This is a genomic window from Pseudoalteromonas sp. PS5 (assembly GCF_004103255.1).
Lineage (GTDB): Bacteria > Pseudomonadota > Gammaproteobacteria > Enterobacterales > Alteromonadaceae > Pseudoalteromonas > Pseudoalteromonas peptidolytica.
Map to the genome: position 1 here is coordinate 26,821 of NZ_RCSQ01000102.1, position 16,948 is coordinate 43,768.

Annotated in this window: 16 protein-coding genes and 1 pseudogene; 10 read left to right on the plus strand and 7 right to left on the minus strand. The window is 43.7% G+C overall.

Translation table 11 applies throughout. The features are described from left to right. Nucleotides 1–60 precede the first annotated feature (60 nt). The 5 genes from D9603_RS13825 to D9603_RS13845 form a co-directional block, all read right to left on the minus strand. Entirely contained in the window at nucleotides 61–909 is an 849-nt protein-coding gene (locus tag D9603_RS13825) for a CZB domain-containing protein (RefSeq protein WP_125251359.1), read from the minus strand. A gap of 44 nt (nucleotides 910–953) precedes the next feature. Next, nucleotides 954–2,009 carry an ABC transporter substrate-binding protein gene (locus tag D9603_RS13830; protein ID WP_241651670.1) on the minus strand — a complete coding sequence of 352 codons (1,056 nt, stop codon included), beginning with the start codon at nucleotides 2,007–2,009 and terminating at the stop codon, nucleotides 954–956. 19 nt (nucleotides 2,010–2,028) lie between these two features. Further along, nucleotides 2,029–4,098: a GNAT family N-acetyltransferase gene (locus tag D9603_RS13835; protein ID WP_128731753.1), complete on the minus strand. Its 2,070-nt coding sequence runs from the start codon at nucleotides 4,096–4,098 to the stop codon at nucleotides 2,029–2,031. After that, nucleotides 4,076–6,241, minus strand: a complete 2,166-nt coding sequence (gene uvrD, locus D9603_RS13840; protein WP_128731754.1) for a DNA helicase II — start codon at nucleotides 6,239–6,241, stop codon at nucleotides 4,076–4,078. Before uvrD ends, D9603_RS13835 begins: the two co-directional genes overlap by 23 nt. Nucleotides 6,242–6,380: 139 nt before the next feature. Next, the gene (locus D9603_RS13845; RefSeq protein ID WP_128731755.1) at nucleotides 6,381–7,328 is read right to left on the minus strand and encodes a chemotaxis protein CheV; all 948 of its coding nucleotides are present in this window, start codon (nucleotides 7,326–7,328) and stop codon (nucleotides 6,381–6,383) included. 122 nt (nucleotides 7,329–7,450) lie between these two features. Here D9603_RS13845 and D9603_RS13850 point away from each other — a divergent pair, with 122 nt between their 5' ends. Both D9603_RS13850 and D9603_RS22150 read left to right on the plus strand, forming a co-directional pair. Continuing rightward, nucleotides 7,451–8,530, plus strand: coding sequence for an ion channel (locus tag D9603_RS13850; RefSeq protein ID WP_128731756.1), 1,080 nt, complete (start codon nucleotides 7,451–7,453; stop codon nucleotides 8,528–8,530). Then, the gene (locus tag D9603_RS22150) at nucleotides 8,509–8,712 is read left to right on the plus strand and encodes a hypothetical protein (protein WP_241651669.1); all 204 of its coding nucleotides are present in this window, start codon (nucleotides 8,509–8,511) and stop codon (nucleotides 8,710–8,712) included. The genes D9603_RS13850 and D9603_RS22150 overlap by 22 nt, the downstream gene beginning before the upstream one ends. On the opposite strand, the gene D9603_RS13860 is transcribed toward D9603_RS22150, so the two are convergent. Continuing rightward, nucleotides 8,709–9,170 carry an EVE domain-containing protein gene (locus D9603_RS13860; RefSeq protein WP_128731757.1) on the minus strand — a complete coding sequence of 154 codons (462 nt, stop codon included), beginning with the start codon at nucleotides 9,168–9,170 and terminating at the stop codon, nucleotides 8,709–8,711. The genes D9603_RS22150 and D9603_RS13860 overlap by 4 nt on opposite strands. A gap of 125 nt (nucleotides 9,171–9,295) precedes the next feature. Here D9603_RS13860 and tesB point away from each other — a divergent pair, with 125 nt between their 5' ends. From tesB to D9603_RS13900, 8 genes are all read left to right on the plus strand, one after another. Further along, nucleotides 9,296–10,153: an acyl-CoA thioesterase II gene (tesB, locus tag D9603_RS13865; protein ID WP_128731758.1), complete on the plus strand. Its 858-nt coding sequence runs from the start codon at nucleotides 9,296–9,298 to the stop codon at nucleotides 10,151–10,153. 347 nt (nucleotides 10,154–10,500) lie between these two features. Further along, on the plus strand, nucleotides 10,501–11,169 hold the full coding sequence (locus tag D9603_RS13870; protein WP_125251367.1) for a CsgG/HfaB family protein: 669 nt from the start codon (nucleotides 10,501–10,503) through the stop codon (nucleotides 11,167–11,169). 34 nt (nucleotides 11,170–11,203) lie between these two features. Then, the gene (locus tag D9603_RS13875) at nucleotides 11,204–11,548 is read left to right on the plus strand and encodes a DUF4810 domain-containing protein (protein ID WP_128731759.1); all 345 of its coding nucleotides are present in this window, start codon (nucleotides 11,204–11,206) and stop codon (nucleotides 11,546–11,548) included. 1 nt (nucleotide 11,549) lies between these two features. Next, a complete protein-coding gene (locus tag D9603_RS13880; RefSeq protein WP_128731760.1) occupies nucleotides 11,550–12,209 on the plus strand; it encodes a DUF799 domain-containing protein in 660 nt (219 codons plus the stop codon). Nucleotides 12,210–12,294: 85 nt separating this feature from the next. Continuing rightward, entirely contained in the window at nucleotides 12,295–13,095 is an 801-nt protein-coding gene (locus D9603_RS13885) for a VOC family protein (RefSeq protein WP_128731761.1), read from the plus strand. A gap of 132 nt (nucleotides 13,096–13,227) precedes the next feature. After that, nucleotides 13,228–13,893, plus strand: coding sequence for an SDR family oxidoreductase (locus D9603_RS13890; protein ID WP_128731762.1), 666 nt, complete (start codon nucleotides 13,228–13,230; stop codon nucleotides 13,891–13,893). An 84-nt stretch (nucleotides 13,894–13,977) separates the two neighbouring features. Further along, nucleotides 13,978–14,346: a hypothetical protein gene (locus D9603_RS13895; protein ID WP_125251372.1), complete on the plus strand. Its 369-nt coding sequence runs from the start codon at nucleotides 13,978–13,980 to the stop codon at nucleotides 14,344–14,346. Continuing rightward, on the plus strand, nucleotides 14,347–16,680 hold the full coding sequence (locus D9603_RS13900; RefSeq protein ID WP_128731763.1) for a fatty acid cis/trans isomerase: 2,334 nt from the start codon (nucleotides 14,347–14,349) through the stop codon (nucleotides 16,678–16,680). Nucleotides 16,681–16,731: 51 nt separating this feature from the next. On the opposite strand, the pseudogene D9603_RS13905 reads toward D9603_RS13900, so the two are convergent. Then, nucleotides 16,732–16,948 (minus strand): annotated as a pseudogene (locus D9603_RS13905) (AhpC/TSA family protein); the annotation flags it as partial.

Genomic DNA, 16,948 nt, shown 5'->3' on the forward strand with positions numbered 1-16,948 from the left:
TCAGATTATAAAGTACAAAACGCCGCGAATAGCGGCGTTTTTGTGTGTAACTGTATAGTGTTAAAACAAACCGTACTCTTCGGTTTCTTCTGGCTCATAATGTTGTAAATGTTCTGGTCGGAAAATAGCACTAGGGTCAATCAACACGCTGTGGCGTTCACCCATTTTTACTAATCCTTTCATTAATTTCTTCGTTTGTGCATCGATCTCGAAGCCAATACTGGTCATTTCATGAAGTGACTTGATATCGCTTTCTTCACAGTGCACGTTATCTTCGACTTTGTCGACAAGCAAGCCAATATGGGGGCTTTGGCCATCCTGGGTCGTGAATACAATAATAGGCTTATGATCAAGCATAATTTGGTCGCGGGCAGACTCAAAGAGTCGCATGAGTTTATTGAATGTCGTTCTTTTCTCTCGCGCTAACATGTCTAATGCTTCTTGCTTGTTGCCTTTGGCACAAAGGGTGAGGAGTTTATCGGCTAACGCATGTAACTGTTCATGTGGGATCTCAAAGCGTTTTAGTAACGCTTTGAGATCATCATTGTCAGTTTTAAAACTATAAAACCATTGTCCAAAAGCGCACTGTTTTGGATCTTTCGCTTTTAAAAAAGGGGCATCATTAAAAATACTTGCTTCTAGAGCGTGTAGCCATTCTTTATGGTCTTCTTCTCGCTTTTTAAGCATGTCTACAAGTTCTTGATTAGTATCATAAGAAGAACGTTTGTTGAGGATGATCCCTAAGTCGAATATGGGAGTGGGTATTCCCATATAATCTTTAACACCAAGAAAGCTCGGGTTGTCGTTAGGTAAGTCTGTTAAGTTTTCTTCGTAACGCTCAGTTAATAAAATATCGAGGATTTGCAGTGATATTGTTTTTTTTCCGACCCGAAAGTTAATTAAATCCATGTCAGCCTCGCCTATAGTCAATCTCTCCTAAGGATAGAACATTATTAGAAAAATGAGCGGTAAACTGGCAATTTCTTTTGTCCAGGTTGCAACATAAATACATCACGAATAAGTTGGTTATTTTCTAACTGATCTTGTAACGCATTCATTAGGCAGGTACTTTGCAGCGGCAACTGACAAGCTTGAATAGCGCTGGTGAGTAAATAGGCGTTGAGAAACCCTTCAAACACCTGTTCATTTAAGGGCAGGTTAGTTTGATTGATGGTCTGTCGGAAGTGATCACACAGTTGTGCTTTGCAAATCACAGGATCAGGGACAACTTCGGTGACGAGTACCTTAGGCTGTCCTTTGAGGCGGGCAAATAGCTCGTTAGAAGAAGCAAAAGAAACCGTTGCATAGTGTGCTTCTAACCCTGAAAATTTTGCTTGATTAATAAACTTGGCTAAAGGCTGATAGGTACCAACCATGGCAAACGCCTCTATTTTATGGCGCTTAGCTCGTTTCAGTGCTTTATCTATATCGTCACTATTACGCCTAAAGCGTGTAATAACAACAGGCCGCATGCCATGTTCTGACAAGGCTTTGGTCAGGCCTTTCTCAACCGTTAAGCCAAATTCATCTGCTTGAATAAGTAAAGCAATACGTTTGAATTTTAGCTCATCGACAAAGTAGTGAATGATATCTTGGGTTTCTTTATTGTAGCTGGCGCGTAGGTTGAATACATCGAAGGTAGTAGGGTTTTGTAAAAACTCAGCGCCTGTGTACGGCATTAATAAAGGGATGTGGGAGTGCTCTAGTATGGGCTTAATTGCATAAGAGGTGGGGGTGCCCATTACTCCAAATAACGCATCTACTTTGTGTTCATAAATAAGCTTGCGTGCATTGATGACGGTTTTATGCGGTTCATAACCATCGTCTAAGGCTTCGAGCGTCACAGGCAACGCGTCAGCCGGTTTATGCTGATTATAGTGATCCAAGTGTAACTCTGCACCGGCTTTTAACTGCTGACCAATCTCCTGGGCTGGTCCTGAAAGTGCCGTCGACATTCCCATTTTGACCGCTTGTTTGGCAGATAACGGAAGGCTCGAGCTCAGAATCATGACTGCCAACAGCAGCAGCTTAATGCCGGAAATATTCATATACTTGCTGTAAGGCCTCTCTTAATTTAATAACTAATGCTTTTTTACCAGAAAGTCCTAGCATTTGCTGTACGACTTGGGTTGCATGCTGCTGTAATACTAGCCGAATAATTAATTCTGAGGAAATATTAGTTAAGCTTTTAACTAATATTGGTTGTAGTGTGACAAGTTGCCATAAAAAGGGGCATATTTGTTGTTCATTAGGTGTACTTTGTGAAAGAAAGTGCAGGTAGCTCAGTTGCTCACTACTTACTTGCTGTGATTGTAGTGTCGCCAAGACCGCTGTGACGGTACTAGTGTCAAGGTGTTGATAAGTCGTACGTAACTGGTAGACAAACCCTTGCCTAAATAACGCTTGATAAGAAGCCGATATTGGCTCTTTTCTGGGCTTTAGAGCAATCAAGGCATATTCACCGCTAGCTTTATCTTGTTTAAAACCGATTTTTAAAGGTTGGTATCCTTGCTGATGCCAAAATGTCAGCAACTCGGTGGTGAGGCCAAAACTGGTACCAACTGCGCTGATATGCCTAGGCAACGAGTTCTCAACAGCGCTTAATAGTTGGCTGCCAATCCCGCGACGCTGCATATCTGGGTGTACTGCAATACGGATAATGCGAGCATGATGAGCGCTAACAAAGTGGCGATCGCCGTAGGTGGTGGCGAGCTGTTGTGACATCAGGTGCCCAGCTGGCCTGCGCTTACCATTGATAATATCCTGCGCCAATGGGTCAGGCATTCCGCCTTCTAATACCGCGAGACAAATTGCTACCAACTGATCATCGCAAAAAGCGCCGTACAGGTACAGATCTGGTGCATCTAACAGTTGTCTCAAATCATCAACACTGGTTTGATAATGCGCCAATACTAACAAAGAAAACACCTGTTCAAGCAATGTGTTATTCGTAGCCAATTCGGCTTGTGTAATTGCGCGCATTGAGTACTGATAAGAGGAGGAGGGCGGTTTGATTTTACACTCTAATGCGAATAACCGCCGAATTTGTTGCTCTAATGGATCATTGGACGCATAACGAATAGGTGATGTTAGAGTGAAATCAAGATGTTTTGGGTAGTGGGTGGCAAGGTAGCGTTTAAACCTTAAGGTATAACCGCGGCCATTTCCTTCATAACCTACTAAGGTACTCGAGAATACACAACGAAAGCCAAGCTGCGCAACTTGAATTAAAAAAGGCACTGGCAGTGTGGCTGCTTCGTCTATTAACAAAATCGTATTGCTATCCAGAGATGGCGCTTGCTGTAGTAACGCATCTGGTGCTAGATAACTTAGATTGGCGAGTGTTTTGCTATTGTGCTTGATGGGCTGATTGAGTGTATTCGCTCGCATCGCAAAGCAACTATGCAAAGCATGGAAATGACGGCTGCAAATAACAAATGGTTGTTCAGGCAGCTTTGCTGCTAGCAACCCTAAAAGCGCACTCTTACCGCGTCCGCGATCGGCACTGAGCAAGATAGGAGTATGGTTATTTATTAGTGCACTAGTGATGCGGGATAATACGTGTTGCTGCGCTTCGATACCGCACGTCATTGGGCCCGATGGGTGGTAATTTTTGGGCAGCGAGCTTTCGTGTTTTTCGCTAATTTGCCAAGCTGGTTGGCGCTGCCATAGTTGCTGCCATCGGTTTAAAAAGTAGCTGTGTGTTGGCGTATACCCCTCTGAACTCCAGCGTTGAATTGCGGAGTCTATCCAGTGATCCAGCTCGCTCAACTCAGGAAGTAGTAGCACAAACAAACCGCCCGCTTTTACGGTACCGGCAGCTGCTGCGATTTTGTTGGGGAGAATCCCACTAAAGCCATCGTAAATTAGGTGGTCAAACTCTTGTCCAAGTATTTGATGTAAGTGATCCGGCCATATTGCTTGGCTAAGTAATTGGTTATTACTGAGCACCAAACAGTCACTTGATTGCGTAAGCAGCTGTTCAGATTGTTGATAACACCAAGCTTGGCGACCAGTGACGAGCAACAGCTGCCGATGGCGGGCATCAGCAAGCTGTTTGAGTAAGGTTGGGAGGTTAGAGTGCTTGTAATCTAGCATAGGCTGTCACTAACCACTTGCTACCCACGTCATCAAAATTGACTTGAATACGTGATTGCGCTCCTGCGCCTTCGTAATTCAATACGGTGCCTGCACCAAACTTCGCATGTAGTACACGTTGTCCAAGGTTGAAGCCACTTTCTTCAAAAGTTGCATGGCTGATTGAAGGGCTGAATCTCCCCGTATTTGCAGGGCGAGAGATTTGCGTTTTAATTCGTATCTCTTCCATACAGTCTTCAGGGATTTCTCGGAGGAAACGTGATGGGCTGTGGTGCTTTTCTTGACCATATAAACGCCGACTTTCTGCATGGCTAATGTAAAGCTTATCCATGGCGCGTGTCATACCAACGTAGCAGAGGCGGCGCTCTTCTTCTAGTCGACCGGACTCTTCATTACTTTGCTGTGATGGAAACATGCCTTCCTCCACACCAACCATAAATACTAAGGGGAATTCTAGACCTTTAGCTGAGTGCAGCGTCATCATTTGCACAGCATCTTCGTGCTCGTCTGCTTGGCCTTCACCAGCTTCTAATGAGGTATAGGCTAAGAAGCCCTGTAGCGGTGAAGTGAAGTCTTCATCAATAGGCAGTTCATACTGACCACAGGCGCTGATGAGTTCTTCCAAGTTTTCCACTCGTGCGCGGCCTTTTTCGCCTTTTTCTGCTTGATACATGGCCATCAAACCTGACTGTTCAATCGCTGTCTGTGCTTGCTGCGCAAGTTCCAGTTCAGTGATTTTGTTGTCTAGTTGTTCGATTAAGTCGATAAACTTAGTGACTGCGGTGGCGGCTCGCCCTGCCAAATGTTTTTGCGCCAGCACTGCTTTTGCTGCATCCCAAAGTGACAAGGATTCATGACGTGCACAGTCGCGAATATGACTTAGGGTTTTATCACCAATCCCCCGTGCTGGAGTATTAATAACGCGCTCAAAGGCGGCATCATCGTTACGGTTACTGATAATGCGTAAGTAAGAAAGCGCATCTTTTATTTCTTGGCGTTCGAAAAAGCGCATACCACCGTAGATCCGGTACTTTAGTCCTTCTTGCAGTAGTGCTTCTTCTAATACCCGTGATTGTGCGTTATTTCTATATAGCACCGCGCTGTCGCTCAGCGCATTACCAGCTTGCAGCCATGACTTGATTTTACCCACAACAAATCTTGCTTCATCAAGCTCATTGAAAGCCGCGTAAATTGAAATGGGTTCACCTTGATTACCGTCCGTCCATAGGCTTTTTCCCATACGCTCTGCATTATTTTCAATTAGCGCATTTGATGCTTTTAGAATCGTCGCGGTAGAGCGGTAATTTTGCTCAAGGCGAATGGTCTGTGCGTTAAAGTCATCTAGGAATCGTTTGATGTTTTCAACTTTTGCACCGCGCCAACCATATATACTTTGGTCATCATCGCCTACGATCATGATGTTGTTTTCGCTTCCAGCAAGCAGGCGTAACCATAAGTATTGAATGCTGTTGGTATCTTGGAATTCGTCTACCAGCATGTGGCGAAATCGCTGTTGATAATGACGCAATAAAGTCGGTTGTTGCTGTAACAGTTCATAACAGCGGAGTAAGATCTCAGCAAAATCAACCAAGCCGGCTCTGTCGCAAGCATCTTGATAAGCGCTGTAAACTTTTAACATCAGTTGTTCATTGACATCATATGCTTGAATATCTTTTGGCCTTAGCCCTTCATCTTTTCGAGCACTGATATACCAGCTTAACTGTTTAGGTGGCCACTTTTTCTCATCGATATTCATAGCTTTGAGCAAGCGGCGGATCATCCGCTGTTGATCATCGCTGTCTAAGATTTGGAACGACTCAGGCAGTTTTGCTTCACGATGATGGGCGCGTAACATTCGGTGAGCAAGGCCGTGGAAGGTACCAATCCACATACCACCAACAGGAGTACTTATCGTTGCCTCGACGCGCGCACGCATTTCTTTGGCAGCCTTGTTAGTAAAGGTTACCGCGAAAATACTAAACGGCGAGGCGTGTTCAACTTGCATAAGCCAAGCAATGCGGTGAACAAGTACTCGTGTTTTACCTGACCCCGCGCCCGCGAGCACTAACATGTTTTGCAGAGGAGCTGCGACTGCATCGCGCTGTTTGTCGTTAAGGCCGTCGAGTAGTTCTGATACGTCCATTGCTTTGCCTATTTGCTCAAATGATGGCAAGTATACCGAGTCACTGGGTTAAATCCCAGCATCTCGCTAAGTAAAGCAAGGCTTAGAAAAGCAACGCTATGATTTATAAGAAAAATAAAACTGTTTTTTTATACAGTATTTATTTGTTTTCTAACACGTCTTTCAGGCGGCTCTGCACTTCGGTCACTAACAAGTCGGGCTGAAATTTTGACAAGAAGGCATTACATCCAACTTTTTCGACCATAGCATTATTGAAACTGCCGCTCAGTGAGGTATTAAGGATGACGTAAAGATCCTTTAGACGACTATCGTTACGGATCTCATAAGTCAGGCGATACCCGTCCATAACGGGCATCTCGGCATCGGTGATAACTGCTAAGAGTTCTTTTTGTACATCAATGCCTTCATCGGCCCAGTGTTTTAGTACATTCAGCGCCTCTTGGCCATCAGTCGCTGGGATTATCTCGATTCCCAGCTGCGCTAGTGTATCGGCCACTTGTCTGCGTGCAGTAGGAGAGTCATCCGCATGTAAAATCTTGCGACCATGAAATTCATTGATAATGGCTTTATCAAGAATACCTTGTGGGATCTCGACGGTGTACTCAACAATTTCAGCTAACACTTTCTCTACATCAATGATTTCAACAATATGCTCTACACCACTGCGTTGTATTTTAGTCAATGCAGTAAGGTAGTGGTTACGACCAACGGACTTGGGGGTTGGCATAATGTCTGACCAAGTGGTGTTAATTATCTGGTCGACTTTTCCAACTAAAAAGGCCTGAACAGAGCGGTTGTATTCGGTGATGACTAGGTTGCAGTCTTTATCTCGCTCGCATGACGGCATGCAGATAGCTTGGCGCAGATCAATAACCGGGATCGACTCTCCACGGATATTGGTTACACCACATACTTTAGGATGGGCATTAGGTATCTTATTTAGATGAGGGAGTTTAACGACTTCTTTTACTTTAAAGACGTTTAGCGCAAAAAAGTGGCGACTATGAAGATGAAACAATAGTAGTTCAAGGCGATTTTCACCCACCAGTTGCGTGCGTTGATCCACTGAGGCCAATACGCCAGCCATGTTAACCCCTCATTACTTCTTGTAACCTTTTCTAAGACTATATCAAAGAAGTCGATATGTCGTGTTGTTTTTTGGGTAAAATCTACAGTATGGTAGCAGTATGTATATGATAGGGAAGTAATATGCCTATATTTTTTAAGCGCTTAGTTGTTTTGATGCGAGCTCATGTCGATAAAGCAAGTTGGCAGCTGCTGTTTATGGCAACGCTTATTCACATGTCGGTGACATGGGGGCTATTATGGCTCAGTAATGAAACGGCGTTATTGCCACTAAGTACATTTTTTTATTATTACGTCGTGACGACCTCGACGGTTGGGTATGGCGACTTTAGTGCAACAACAGACTTTGGGCGTTTGGTTGTGGCTACAATACAGATCCCATTTGGCCTAGCGCTATTTGGTGTGTTGTTAGGGAAAGCTGGACAGTTTGTGACGTTTTGGGTGAGAAGAGGCATGACAGGGGAAAAAGATTTCGCACACTTGCAAAATCATATTGTAATTTTTGGTTGGCATGATGTCAGAACAAAAAAGATGGTGGATTACATTTTAGGTGATAACAAGCGGGAAGAAAGAAAGATAGTACTGGCAGTTACTGACATGATGGAACATCCATTATTAAGTTATCCAGATGTCGCTTTTGCCAGATTAACAAGTTTTACTGATGACGAGCAATTAACCCGTATTAATATTGAGCGTGCCGACAAAGTCATTATTGACGGTGACGACGATAATCAAACTTTTACCACTGCTTTAAAACTGAGCCGAGTTGTAAAACCAGAAGCACATATCACAGCCCACTTTTTAGACGATAGTAAGGCACTGTTATTAAGAGAGCATTGTTCCAACGTTGAATGTTCAGCGTCGATGTCTGCTGAAATTTTGGTGCGTGCCATGCAAGACCCTGGGTCAAGTAGAGTACAGGAAGAGTTATTATCAACACTACATGGTGACACACAATTTAGCTTGACCATTCCCGTTGAGGTCGGCAGCTTAACCTTTGAGGATATTTTTGGTTACTTCAAGCAGCATCATGACGCGACCTTATTGGGCGTTGCGCATGATCTCAATGGCTTAAATATGGACCTTAATCCGCCTTTGGATTACCGCATTAGTGGAGGTGATATTTTACATTATATCGCGCCACAGCGTGTATTGGCATCAGAGGTGAATTGGCCAGGGTTATGTTCGAAACCCCGCTGTTAATCTTCGGTGCTGTGTGTGCTTATTTGCTTCCTGTCACTTTGGTTGCAGGAAGTAAACGCACGAAAGGTCATGAGAAAAATGGGTGGCTAATCGGAACATTATTGTTTTCATGGGTCGCCTTGCTGCTTTATATCAGTATTGTCCCTAAACATGGGTGGAATAAAAATAGGAGCAAGCGTTAGCTCGCTCCTGACATGGCTAATATGGCGTGCCATTCAGCATCCACAACTGGCATGACAGATAGCCGACCTGCTTTTTTTAGCGCAATTTCCGTTAATGCTGGATTTGCCTTGATGGCCTGAAGTGTGACAGGGCGCAAATGCCTCTCATAAGCTAAAGTGACCCCGACCCAGCGCGGGTTATCTGTAGAGGACTTTGGGTCGTAGTAGTCACTGTTGAGATCAAACTGATGAGGATCTGGAGTTGCTGCCTTTATCACTCGGGCAATACCAACTATCGCGGGTACTTTGCAACTGGAATGATAAATAAACACCAAATCGCCTACTTTCACTTGATCACGCAAAAAATTACGAGCCTGATAGTTGCGGATCCCTTCCCAAAAAGTCCGCTGTTCAGGTGCATTTTTGAGATCATCAATTGAGAAAGCATCAGGTTCAGTTTTAAACAGCCAATAAGCCATATGGGTTAGTCCAATAGGTTGAGTTATGATGTATTATACTCATTTGAGCAATGTATTTGGATTGGTCAAGGTATTACGTCATTATATCTACTATTGCCAGTTCTACTAGACGTTCGGAGCGCAGCATGAGTCAAGTATTACAAAACCTATTGGATCTTCTTAGTCTCGAGGAGATCGAGCAAGGCATCTACCGTGGGCAGAGTCAAGATCTGGGCTTTCCGCAAGTATTTGGTGGTCAAGTGATGGGACAGGCATTGTCTGCGGCGAAATATACCTTGCCTGAAGGTCGGTATGTTAATTCACTCCATTCGTACTTCTTACGTCCAGGAGATGCGAGTAAGCCGATTGTTTATGATGTTGAGAATATTCGTGATGGGCGCAGTTTTAGCACACGCAGAGTTAGCGCTATTCAGTATGGCAAGCCGATTTTTTACATGACTGCGTCATTTCAAGGGGATGAGCCAGGTTTGTCTCATCAGTCCTTAATGCCAGATGTACCAGAGCCGGAGAGTTTAAAGTCATCGCTTCATTTTTATCAGGAACATACAGACTTAATTCCAGAAACGTTGCGCGCCAAATTTACGCAAGAAATGCCCTTGGATATGCGCCCAGTTAACTTCCAAAATCCTTTTCAGCCTAAAAAGCAATCACCGGTTAGGAACGTCTGGTTTAAAGCCAATGGTGAGATGCCCGACGACCGTCGAATACACAACTATTTATTGGCGTATGCGTCAGACTTTGAGTTTTTGCCAACTGCATTACAACCACACGGGCTGTCGTTTATGCAGCCGAATATGCAGGTTGCAACCATTGATCATGCGATGTGGTTTCATCGTCCATTTAGAATGGATGAGTGGATTTTGTATAGTGTGGATAGTCCGAGTGCTTCTAATGGCCGTGGTCTTGTCAGAGGACAGTTTTTTAATCGTCAAGGTGAACTTGTGGCCTCTACTATCCAAGAAGGGGTTATGCGCCAACGTTGATTTGTAGAAAAGTGTAAATCGGCTTCAATATCATACCTTTTTTGTTTAGTGCCGCTAATGGCACTAAGCACCACTCTCCTCTTTCTTCTTTAACACCTTGTATATAAATAACTATTTTCTATAAACCTAGCTAGGTTTAATGCGCTTTGCTGCAAAAGGCAAACAGGTGGCACAAGGCTATACTTAGTAAGCCTTGTTACGACTTCACCAAATGTAGTGTGAGGTACACCTTTGACAAACAAAAATTAACATCAAAGCGCATCAAGTTTGATTACATTAGTTAGCAACAAGGCACAGATTATTCTGGGCTGTTTTTACAAGGCCTGAACCTCATTAGGAGATAAACAATGAACAAACAACTCGTGACTGTATTTGCGCTAACTTTTATTGGACTGACTGCGGGTTGCGCAACGGAAGCATCAAGAACACTCGAGAGCCCAAAAGTGGCAACATACAACCAAGCTTACAATGGCCCGAAGAGCCAGTTAGCGGTTGGTAAGTTACAAAATCGCTCCGCTTATCTTAACGGTGTTTTTAATTCTGGCGCCGATCGTCTTGGCTCTCAGGCTAAAACGATTCTTACTACGCACCTGCAACAAAGTAATCGATTTGTCGTGCTAGATAGAGAAAATATGAGTGAAATTTCTCAAGAAGCGGGCTTTTCAGGGGCAAAACAAAAGATCAAAGGCGCTAATTTTGTGGTGACTGGTGATGTATCTGAGTTTGGTAGAAAAGAAGTTGGTGATAAACAATTATTCGGCATTTTGGGTAAAGGTAAATCGCAAGTTGCGTACGCCAAAGTCAACTTGAATATTGTTGATGTTAACAGTTCGGAAGTTGTGTACTCGGTACAAGGTGCTGGTGAATATAGTTTATCTAATCGTGAAGTAATAGGGTTTGGTGGTACTGCCAGTTATGACTCAACGTTAAACGGTAAAGTATTGGATTTGGCCATTCGTGAAGCGGTTAACAACTTAGTAAATGGTATTGAACAGGGCGATTGGCAGCCTTTATAAACCCATTTAGCGCAATCTAATATTCAGGTAAATTATGAAAAAAACGATATTTTTGGCGGTGTTGCTATTGGTATTGTCAGGGTGTCAAAGTACAACACCGCAATATTATTACGGCTCTTATGAGCGCAATGTCTACGCGTTTTTTCGTGGCGATATGGCGGCACTGAATGAACAAATCGCCGAATTAGAGTCTGATATAGCACGTGCTGAAGCTAACCAATTGAGTCCTGCGCCGGGAATGTATGCTCACCTTGGATATTTGCATTTACTTCAAGGTGATCAAACAACGGGATTTAGTTATTTTGAGCAAGAGAAGCAGCTGTTTCCTGAGTCTCAGCACTATATTAACTTTCTCATGGTCAATGCACAGGGAGAATAATATGAAATGGTTCAGGTGCGCGTTGGTATTCGTTACGTTGACTTTGCTAAATGGCTGTAAAACGTCACCAAGTCAAGACTATAGCGCTTTTATTCAAAGTGACCCTAAATCCATCTTGGTATTACCGCCAATCAATAACTCAAATGAAGTTATTGCACCTTACAGTGTGATGGCAACCGTAATACAGCCTCTGGCTGATTCGGGGTACTATGTGTTTCCAGTATCGTTAGTGCAAGAGACATTTAAAAGTAATGGCCTTGCAATTGCACACGATGTTCATAATGTAGCACCTAGCAAGCTGCACGAGATATTCGCTGCAGATGCTGCTTTGTATATTGAAGTTCAAGATTATGGAACTTCTTATATTGTGATCGATAGCGACACTAAGGTTGCATTATCTGCAAAGTTAGTCGATCTACAAACTGGTCAAGTGATCTGGCAGGGACACGCTCAAGCTGCTAGTAGTGAAGATCGCGATGATAATGATAACAGTCTAGCAGGCGCTTTAATTGGTGCAGTGCTGAATCAAGTGATTGAAAGTACCTTCGATATGGGCTTCGAAGTATCACAAGAAGCATCTCAGCGCTTGCTATCTGCAGGGTCAGCAAATGGTTTGCTGTATGGCCCTCGTTCGCCCAAGTACGGTCAATTAAAGGAATAACCCTTGGTTATCTGACTTAGCAGCACTTCATTATTACCAGAACACTGCTATATTCACTTGACTAGGTTTCATTGGAGAAATTGTGATGTCAGTTGTCAGCGAATTTAGACCCGGTTACTTTTGTTGGATTGAGTTGTGCTCAAGTGACTGGAAATCAGCAAAACCCTTTTATAGCCAGTTATTCGATTGGCAGATTCTAGATCAGCCGATAGGTGAAGACTGTTACTACACTATGCTACAAAAAGGCACCGATGATATAGCTGCGATGTATCAGATGACAGCTGAGCAGCAGAAAAATGGCGCAGTGAGTCATTGGCTTGCTTATGTTGCAGTAACCCATGTCGATAACAGTGTGGCTCGTGCTGTGGAATTAGGTGCAAAAGTGTTGGCAGGGCCCCATGATGTAGCTGGTGCTGGGCGCATGGTAATGTTGCAAGAGCCTGGGGGTGCCATTTTTGCATTATGGCAAGAAGGTGGGCATATCGGCACACAACGTCAGCTAGAAGCTAATACCCCTTATTGGTTTGAACTGGTGAGTAAAAATAGTCAAAAAAGTCGCGATTTTTATACTTCGTTATTTGATTGGCAAGTTGAAACCAAAGATATGGGGGAGATGGAATATACGCTATTTAAAGTCGATGACCACCCGGTTGCAGGGATGATAGAAATGACTGCAGAGTGGGGGGAGGATATTCCGCCACATTGGATGGTATACCTTGCTGTATTAGATTGTGACAGTAAAGCAGCGCACGCGCAAAAGCTAGGTGGTGAAATATGTGTGCCACCAACAGATGTGCCTGAAGTTGGGCGGTTTTGTGTCATTACAGATCCACAAGGGGCGGTTTTTTCTATGCTTGAGTCTGCAACGGATGATATTTGCGCATAAAATCTGACTTTTCACCCTAGTATGACTATTGTATCGATTTTTCGTGACTTATAAATTCAGGCTCGATTGATCTTGAGTTTGGTACACTCACACCAATAGTAATACTTTGAGCAATAAAATGAGGAGAAGGATATGGCATTGCATGTTTTGGTGACAGGTGCAAATCGTGGGATTGGATTAGAGTTTTGTAAGCAATATCAAGCTTTAGGCTGTGAGGTAACGGCTGTTGTTCGTAACACTTCAGAAGAGCTAGAAGCATTAGGTATCAACATAATAGAAAATATTGATGTTGCTACAGAAAATGGCGTTAAAAAGCTGCTGGCGGCACTGGGCACAAAACAAGTGGATGTGCTGGTGAACAACGCTGGGGTGTTCCACAATGAAACGCTCGCAGATATGGATTTTAAAACTCTTGAGCAACAGTTTCATGTCAATGCGATGGGGCCAATTCGGGTTACTCATGCGCTCTTAAAGAACTTCAGTGCAGGCAGTAAAGTTGCGATGATAACCAGCCGAATGGGTTCCATTGCTGATAATGGTTCTGGTGGATATATTGGTTATCGTATGTCAAAAGCGGCACTCAATGCTGCGAGCGTGAGCATGGCTCATGAACTAAAAAATCAGGGAATTTCGGTTGGACTGTTCCATCCGGGGTTTGTGCAAACGCAAATGGTTGGGTTTGCTGGAGATATTACCCCTGATGTCGCCGCTGAGCGTTTAATTAAAAGAATTGAACACTTGAACATCGAAAATAGTGGGGGCTTTTGGCACTCTAACGGTGAAACCTTACCTTGGTAAATGGGGCGCTTTGTTGCGCTCTTTTTCAGCTATCAGCCATCTAGCTGTGCTAATATAAAGTAAATACTCAGATGGTAACCTTTGATGGAATTACAACAAGATACCCCCTTGTCACTACCGCTTTTTTTGTTAGATGACAATATTGAAAATCGTGACGTTAATGTTCCAGACGCCGAAGTGTCTGTGATCTTGAGTGAGAACTTACTTGCTCACTTATGTCAGAATCCTAAAGAAGATGAAAATATCAGCTTGCATATTGATGACTATGAGCTTCTTAATATCAGTGCGAATGTCACTGCGTTGCTAGAAGCAGGCCATCAACTGCAACTGTTGCTTAACCGAGGTCCCGTACTTAGCGCTGTATTGAGCACCGAAGGTGAGGCATTATTTGTTTCTCCTCCGATGGAAATGTTACCTACATTTGACCTAGGCTTAGATGACGAGGACGAGTAAATGTCTAAACGTGTATTGTTTTGTGCGCTGATGCTCACTGTGTTATCGGGTTGTGTGGCGCTCGGCGTTTCCAAGTACGACGACATGTTTGGCCCTGAGCAACCGCAAGCACGGATTGAGCAGCACCATCAAAGCGGTACACGTTATTTGCACACGGTGAAGCCTATTTTAGAGTCCCGCTGTGTGGTGTGTCATGGTTGTTATGATGCGCCTTGCCAGCTTAAGCTATCCTCCCCTGAAGGGATCGATAGAGGGCTTTCGAAGGAGCTTGTATACGATGGCACACGGCTGCTAGCACAAACGCCAACACGCTTGTTATTTGATGCACAAACTACAACACAATGGCGTGAACGAGGCTTCACAGCAGTACTGAATGAGCGCCAACAGTCTGATTATAGCAACCTTGCAGGTAGTGTGCTCTACAACAGTTTGCTGCTCAAAATGTCTCACCCCTTCCCGAAGCAAGGTATATTGGGTAAAGAGTTTGACTTTTCTCTTGATAGGGAGCAATCCTGTCCAACCATGGATGAGTTCTCTGCACTGGCGAAGCAACAGCCACATGCCGGTATGCCTTACGGGCTGCCCGCTCTGAGCCATGATGAGTTTAAAACACTTGAACAGTGGCTAATAAATGGCAGCAAAATGCAGCAAATAGCCAAACCAAGCGATGTTGATCAAAAAGAAGCGGCAAAATGGGAGCAATTTTTAAATCAAGATACCAATAAGCATCGCTTAGCAGCACGCTATATTTTTGAGCATTGGTATCTTGCCCACATCTATTTTCCAAAAAGTGATGATGGTTCATTTTTTCAATTGGTGCGCTCCAGCACTCCCCCTGGGCAACCGATTGCGTTAGTGAAGGCAGTGAGACCGTTTGATGATCCAAAAATAGATAGAGTCTATTATCGTTTGATGCAAGTCCGCAGCACCATTTTGTCAAAAACACACATGCCATTAGCGCTCGATGACGCTAAGCTAGCTCGTTTACACCAGCAGTTTTATGCTGCTGATTATCAAGTACAATCACTGCCTGGCTATGAACCCGAGCTTGCAGCAAACCCATTCAAAGTATTCAAAGACATTCCAGTTAAATCCCGTTATCAGTTCATGCTAGATGAAGCTGAGCTTATTGTTAAAGGGTTTATCAAAGGGCCTGTTTGCCGTGGTCAAATCGCACTGAATGTTATTAATGATCACTTTTGGGTGGCATTTGTTGACCCTGAAAAAAACAGCAATGAAGCCGTTAATCAACTGCTGTTAAAACACGACGAGGATTTGGTCTTGCCTGCGGCGGAGCAAAGTAATGCACTGCCACTTTCTAGTTGGGCAAAATATGCAAGTAAGCAACAAGACTATTTACGTGCCAAAACAGCACTTGCGGAAACGATGTTTGCTGATGGCCAGCGCCTCAATATGGACTTAATCTGGCGCGGTGAAGGAGAAAACCCTAATGCTGCGCTAACCATCTTCCGTCATTTTGACAGTGCGACAGTTGTGAAAGGGTTTATCGGTCAACCACCTAAAACTACTTGGGTACTCGATTATGCTCTGTTTGAGCGCATTCACTATTTGCTGGTGGCGGGTTTTGATGTGTATGGCAACATTGGCCATCAGCTGATAACTCGCTTATATATGGACTTCTTAAGGCTAGAGGGGGAACAAAACTTTTTAAACTTGTTGCCGCTTAGCCACCGTCAAGAAATTAAGCATCACTGGTATCGCAAATCACATTTGAGTTTAAGCGAGTTTATTAACCGCAAGTCTCTGATAGGTGCGCCAACGGGCATAAAATACAAAACTGACGACCCCAAGCAAGAACTATATCAGCAATTGCATACGGTGCTCGAACCTGTTCTTAATAAGGATTACGACTACCGTGTTGTCGGAAAACCTCTACAAGCACTAAACAGTATGCCCGTGGAAGCAATTAATCTGTTACCTCAGGTTTCGTTTATCATTACTAAGCAAAGTGACGGTTCACATCAAGCGTTCTCATTATTACACCACAATGCGCACTTCAATATTTCAAGCTTACTCAATGAAGAGGGCCAAAGAGCATATGCTGAAGACACGGTGACAATAGTCCCAGGTTTTATTGGCGATTACCCCGAAGCAATTTGGTACTTAGAAAACAAAGCAGCGCAAGAGGACTTTGTATCATTATTTAGTCAAATGACGAGTGAACCTGACTACCTTGCGCTACGAGCGCAATATGGTATTCGTAGAACTCACCCCGAATTTTGGCGCTATAGCGACTTAATCCACAAAATTGCCGAGCAAACACGTGGTGTTGAATATGGGTTATTTGATTACAACCGTTTAGAGAATCGCTAAAAAAATGGAGTCCTAGACTCCATTTTTTATAGTTACCTGAGGTTGAGAGGTTTAGAGCTGGCTTGCGGCTTTTACTGCGGCCAGTAATACGCTTTCGTCCAATCGTACTTTGTAATTAGGGTTTGCATATTGGAACTGAATTAAGCCTTTCTTATCAATTACAAATACCGCAGGCACTGGTAAAGCAACTTTGTCTTTGCCGTCTAAATCGACAAAATTTACGCCAAGCTTATTACGGTATGCCAGTGCAGTATTGTCGTCTAAAAAA

What these genes read in the sequence shown, in the direction of transcription:
- D9603_RS13835 (WP_128731753.1), bottom strand. Translation starts at nt 4,098, where the DNA reads ATGCTAGATTACAAGCACTCTAACCTCCCAACCTTACTCAAACAGCTT.
- D9603_RS22150 (WP_241651669.1), top strand. Translation starts at nt 8,509, where the DNA reads ATGTTCGAAACCCCGCTGTTAATCTTCGGTGCTGTGTGTGCTTATTTG.
- uvrD (WP_128731754.1), bottom strand. Translation starts at nt 6,241, where the DNA reads ATGGACGTATCAGAACTACTCGACGGCCTTAACGACAAACAGCGCGAT.
- D9603_RS13875 (WP_128731759.1), top strand. Translation starts at nt 11,204, where the DNA reads ATGAAAAAAACGATATTTTTGGCGGTGTTGCTATTGGTATTGTCAGGG.
- D9603_RS13830 (WP_241651670.1), bottom strand. Translation starts at nt 2,009, where the DNA reads ATGATTCTGAGCTCGAGCCTTCCGTTATCTGCCAAACAAGCGGTCAAA.
- D9603_RS13870 (WP_125251367.1), top strand. Translation starts at nt 10,501, where the DNA reads ATGAACAAACAACTCGTGACTGTATTTGCGCTAACTTTTATTGGACTG.
- D9603_RS13850 (WP_128731756.1), top strand. Translation starts at nt 7,451, where the DNA reads ATGCCTATATTTTTTAAGCGCTTAGTTGTTTTGATGCGAGCTCATGTC.
- tesB (WP_128731758.1), top strand. Translation starts at nt 9,296, where the DNA reads ATGAGTCAAGTATTACAAAACCTATTGGATCTTCTTAGTCTCGAGGAG.
- D9603_RS13880 (WP_128731760.1), top strand. Translation starts at nt 11,550, where the DNA reads ATGAAATGGTTCAGGTGCGCGTTGGTATTCGTTACGTTGACTTTGCTA.
- D9603_RS13860 (WP_128731757.1), bottom strand. Translation starts at nt 9,170, where the DNA reads ATGGCTTATTGGCTGTTTAAAACTGAACCTGATGCTTTCTCAATTGAT.
- D9603_RS13900 (WP_128731763.1), top strand. Translation starts at nt 14,347, where the DNA reads ATGTCTAAACGTGTATTGTTTTGTGCGCTGATGCTCACTGTGTTATCG.
- D9603_RS13885 (WP_128731761.1), top strand. Translation starts at nt 12,295, where the DNA reads ATGTCAGTTGTCAGCGAATTTAGACCCGGTTACTTTTGTTGGATTGAG.
- D9603_RS13895 (WP_125251372.1), top strand. Translation starts at nt 13,978, where the DNA reads ATGGAATTACAACAAGATACCCCCTTGTCACTACCGCTTTTTTTGTTA.
- D9603_RS13845 (WP_128731755.1), bottom strand. Translation starts at nt 7,328, where the DNA reads ATGGCTGGCGTATTGGCCTCAGTGGATCAACGCACGCAACTGGTGGGT.
- D9603_RS13890 (WP_128731762.1), top strand. Translation starts at nt 13,228, where the DNA reads ATGGCATTGCATGTTTTGGTGACAGGTGCAAATCGTGGGATTGGATTA.
- D9603_RS13825 (WP_125251359.1), bottom strand. Translation starts at nt 909, where the DNA reads ATGGATTTAATTAACTTTCGGGTCGGAAAAAAAACAATATCACTGCAA.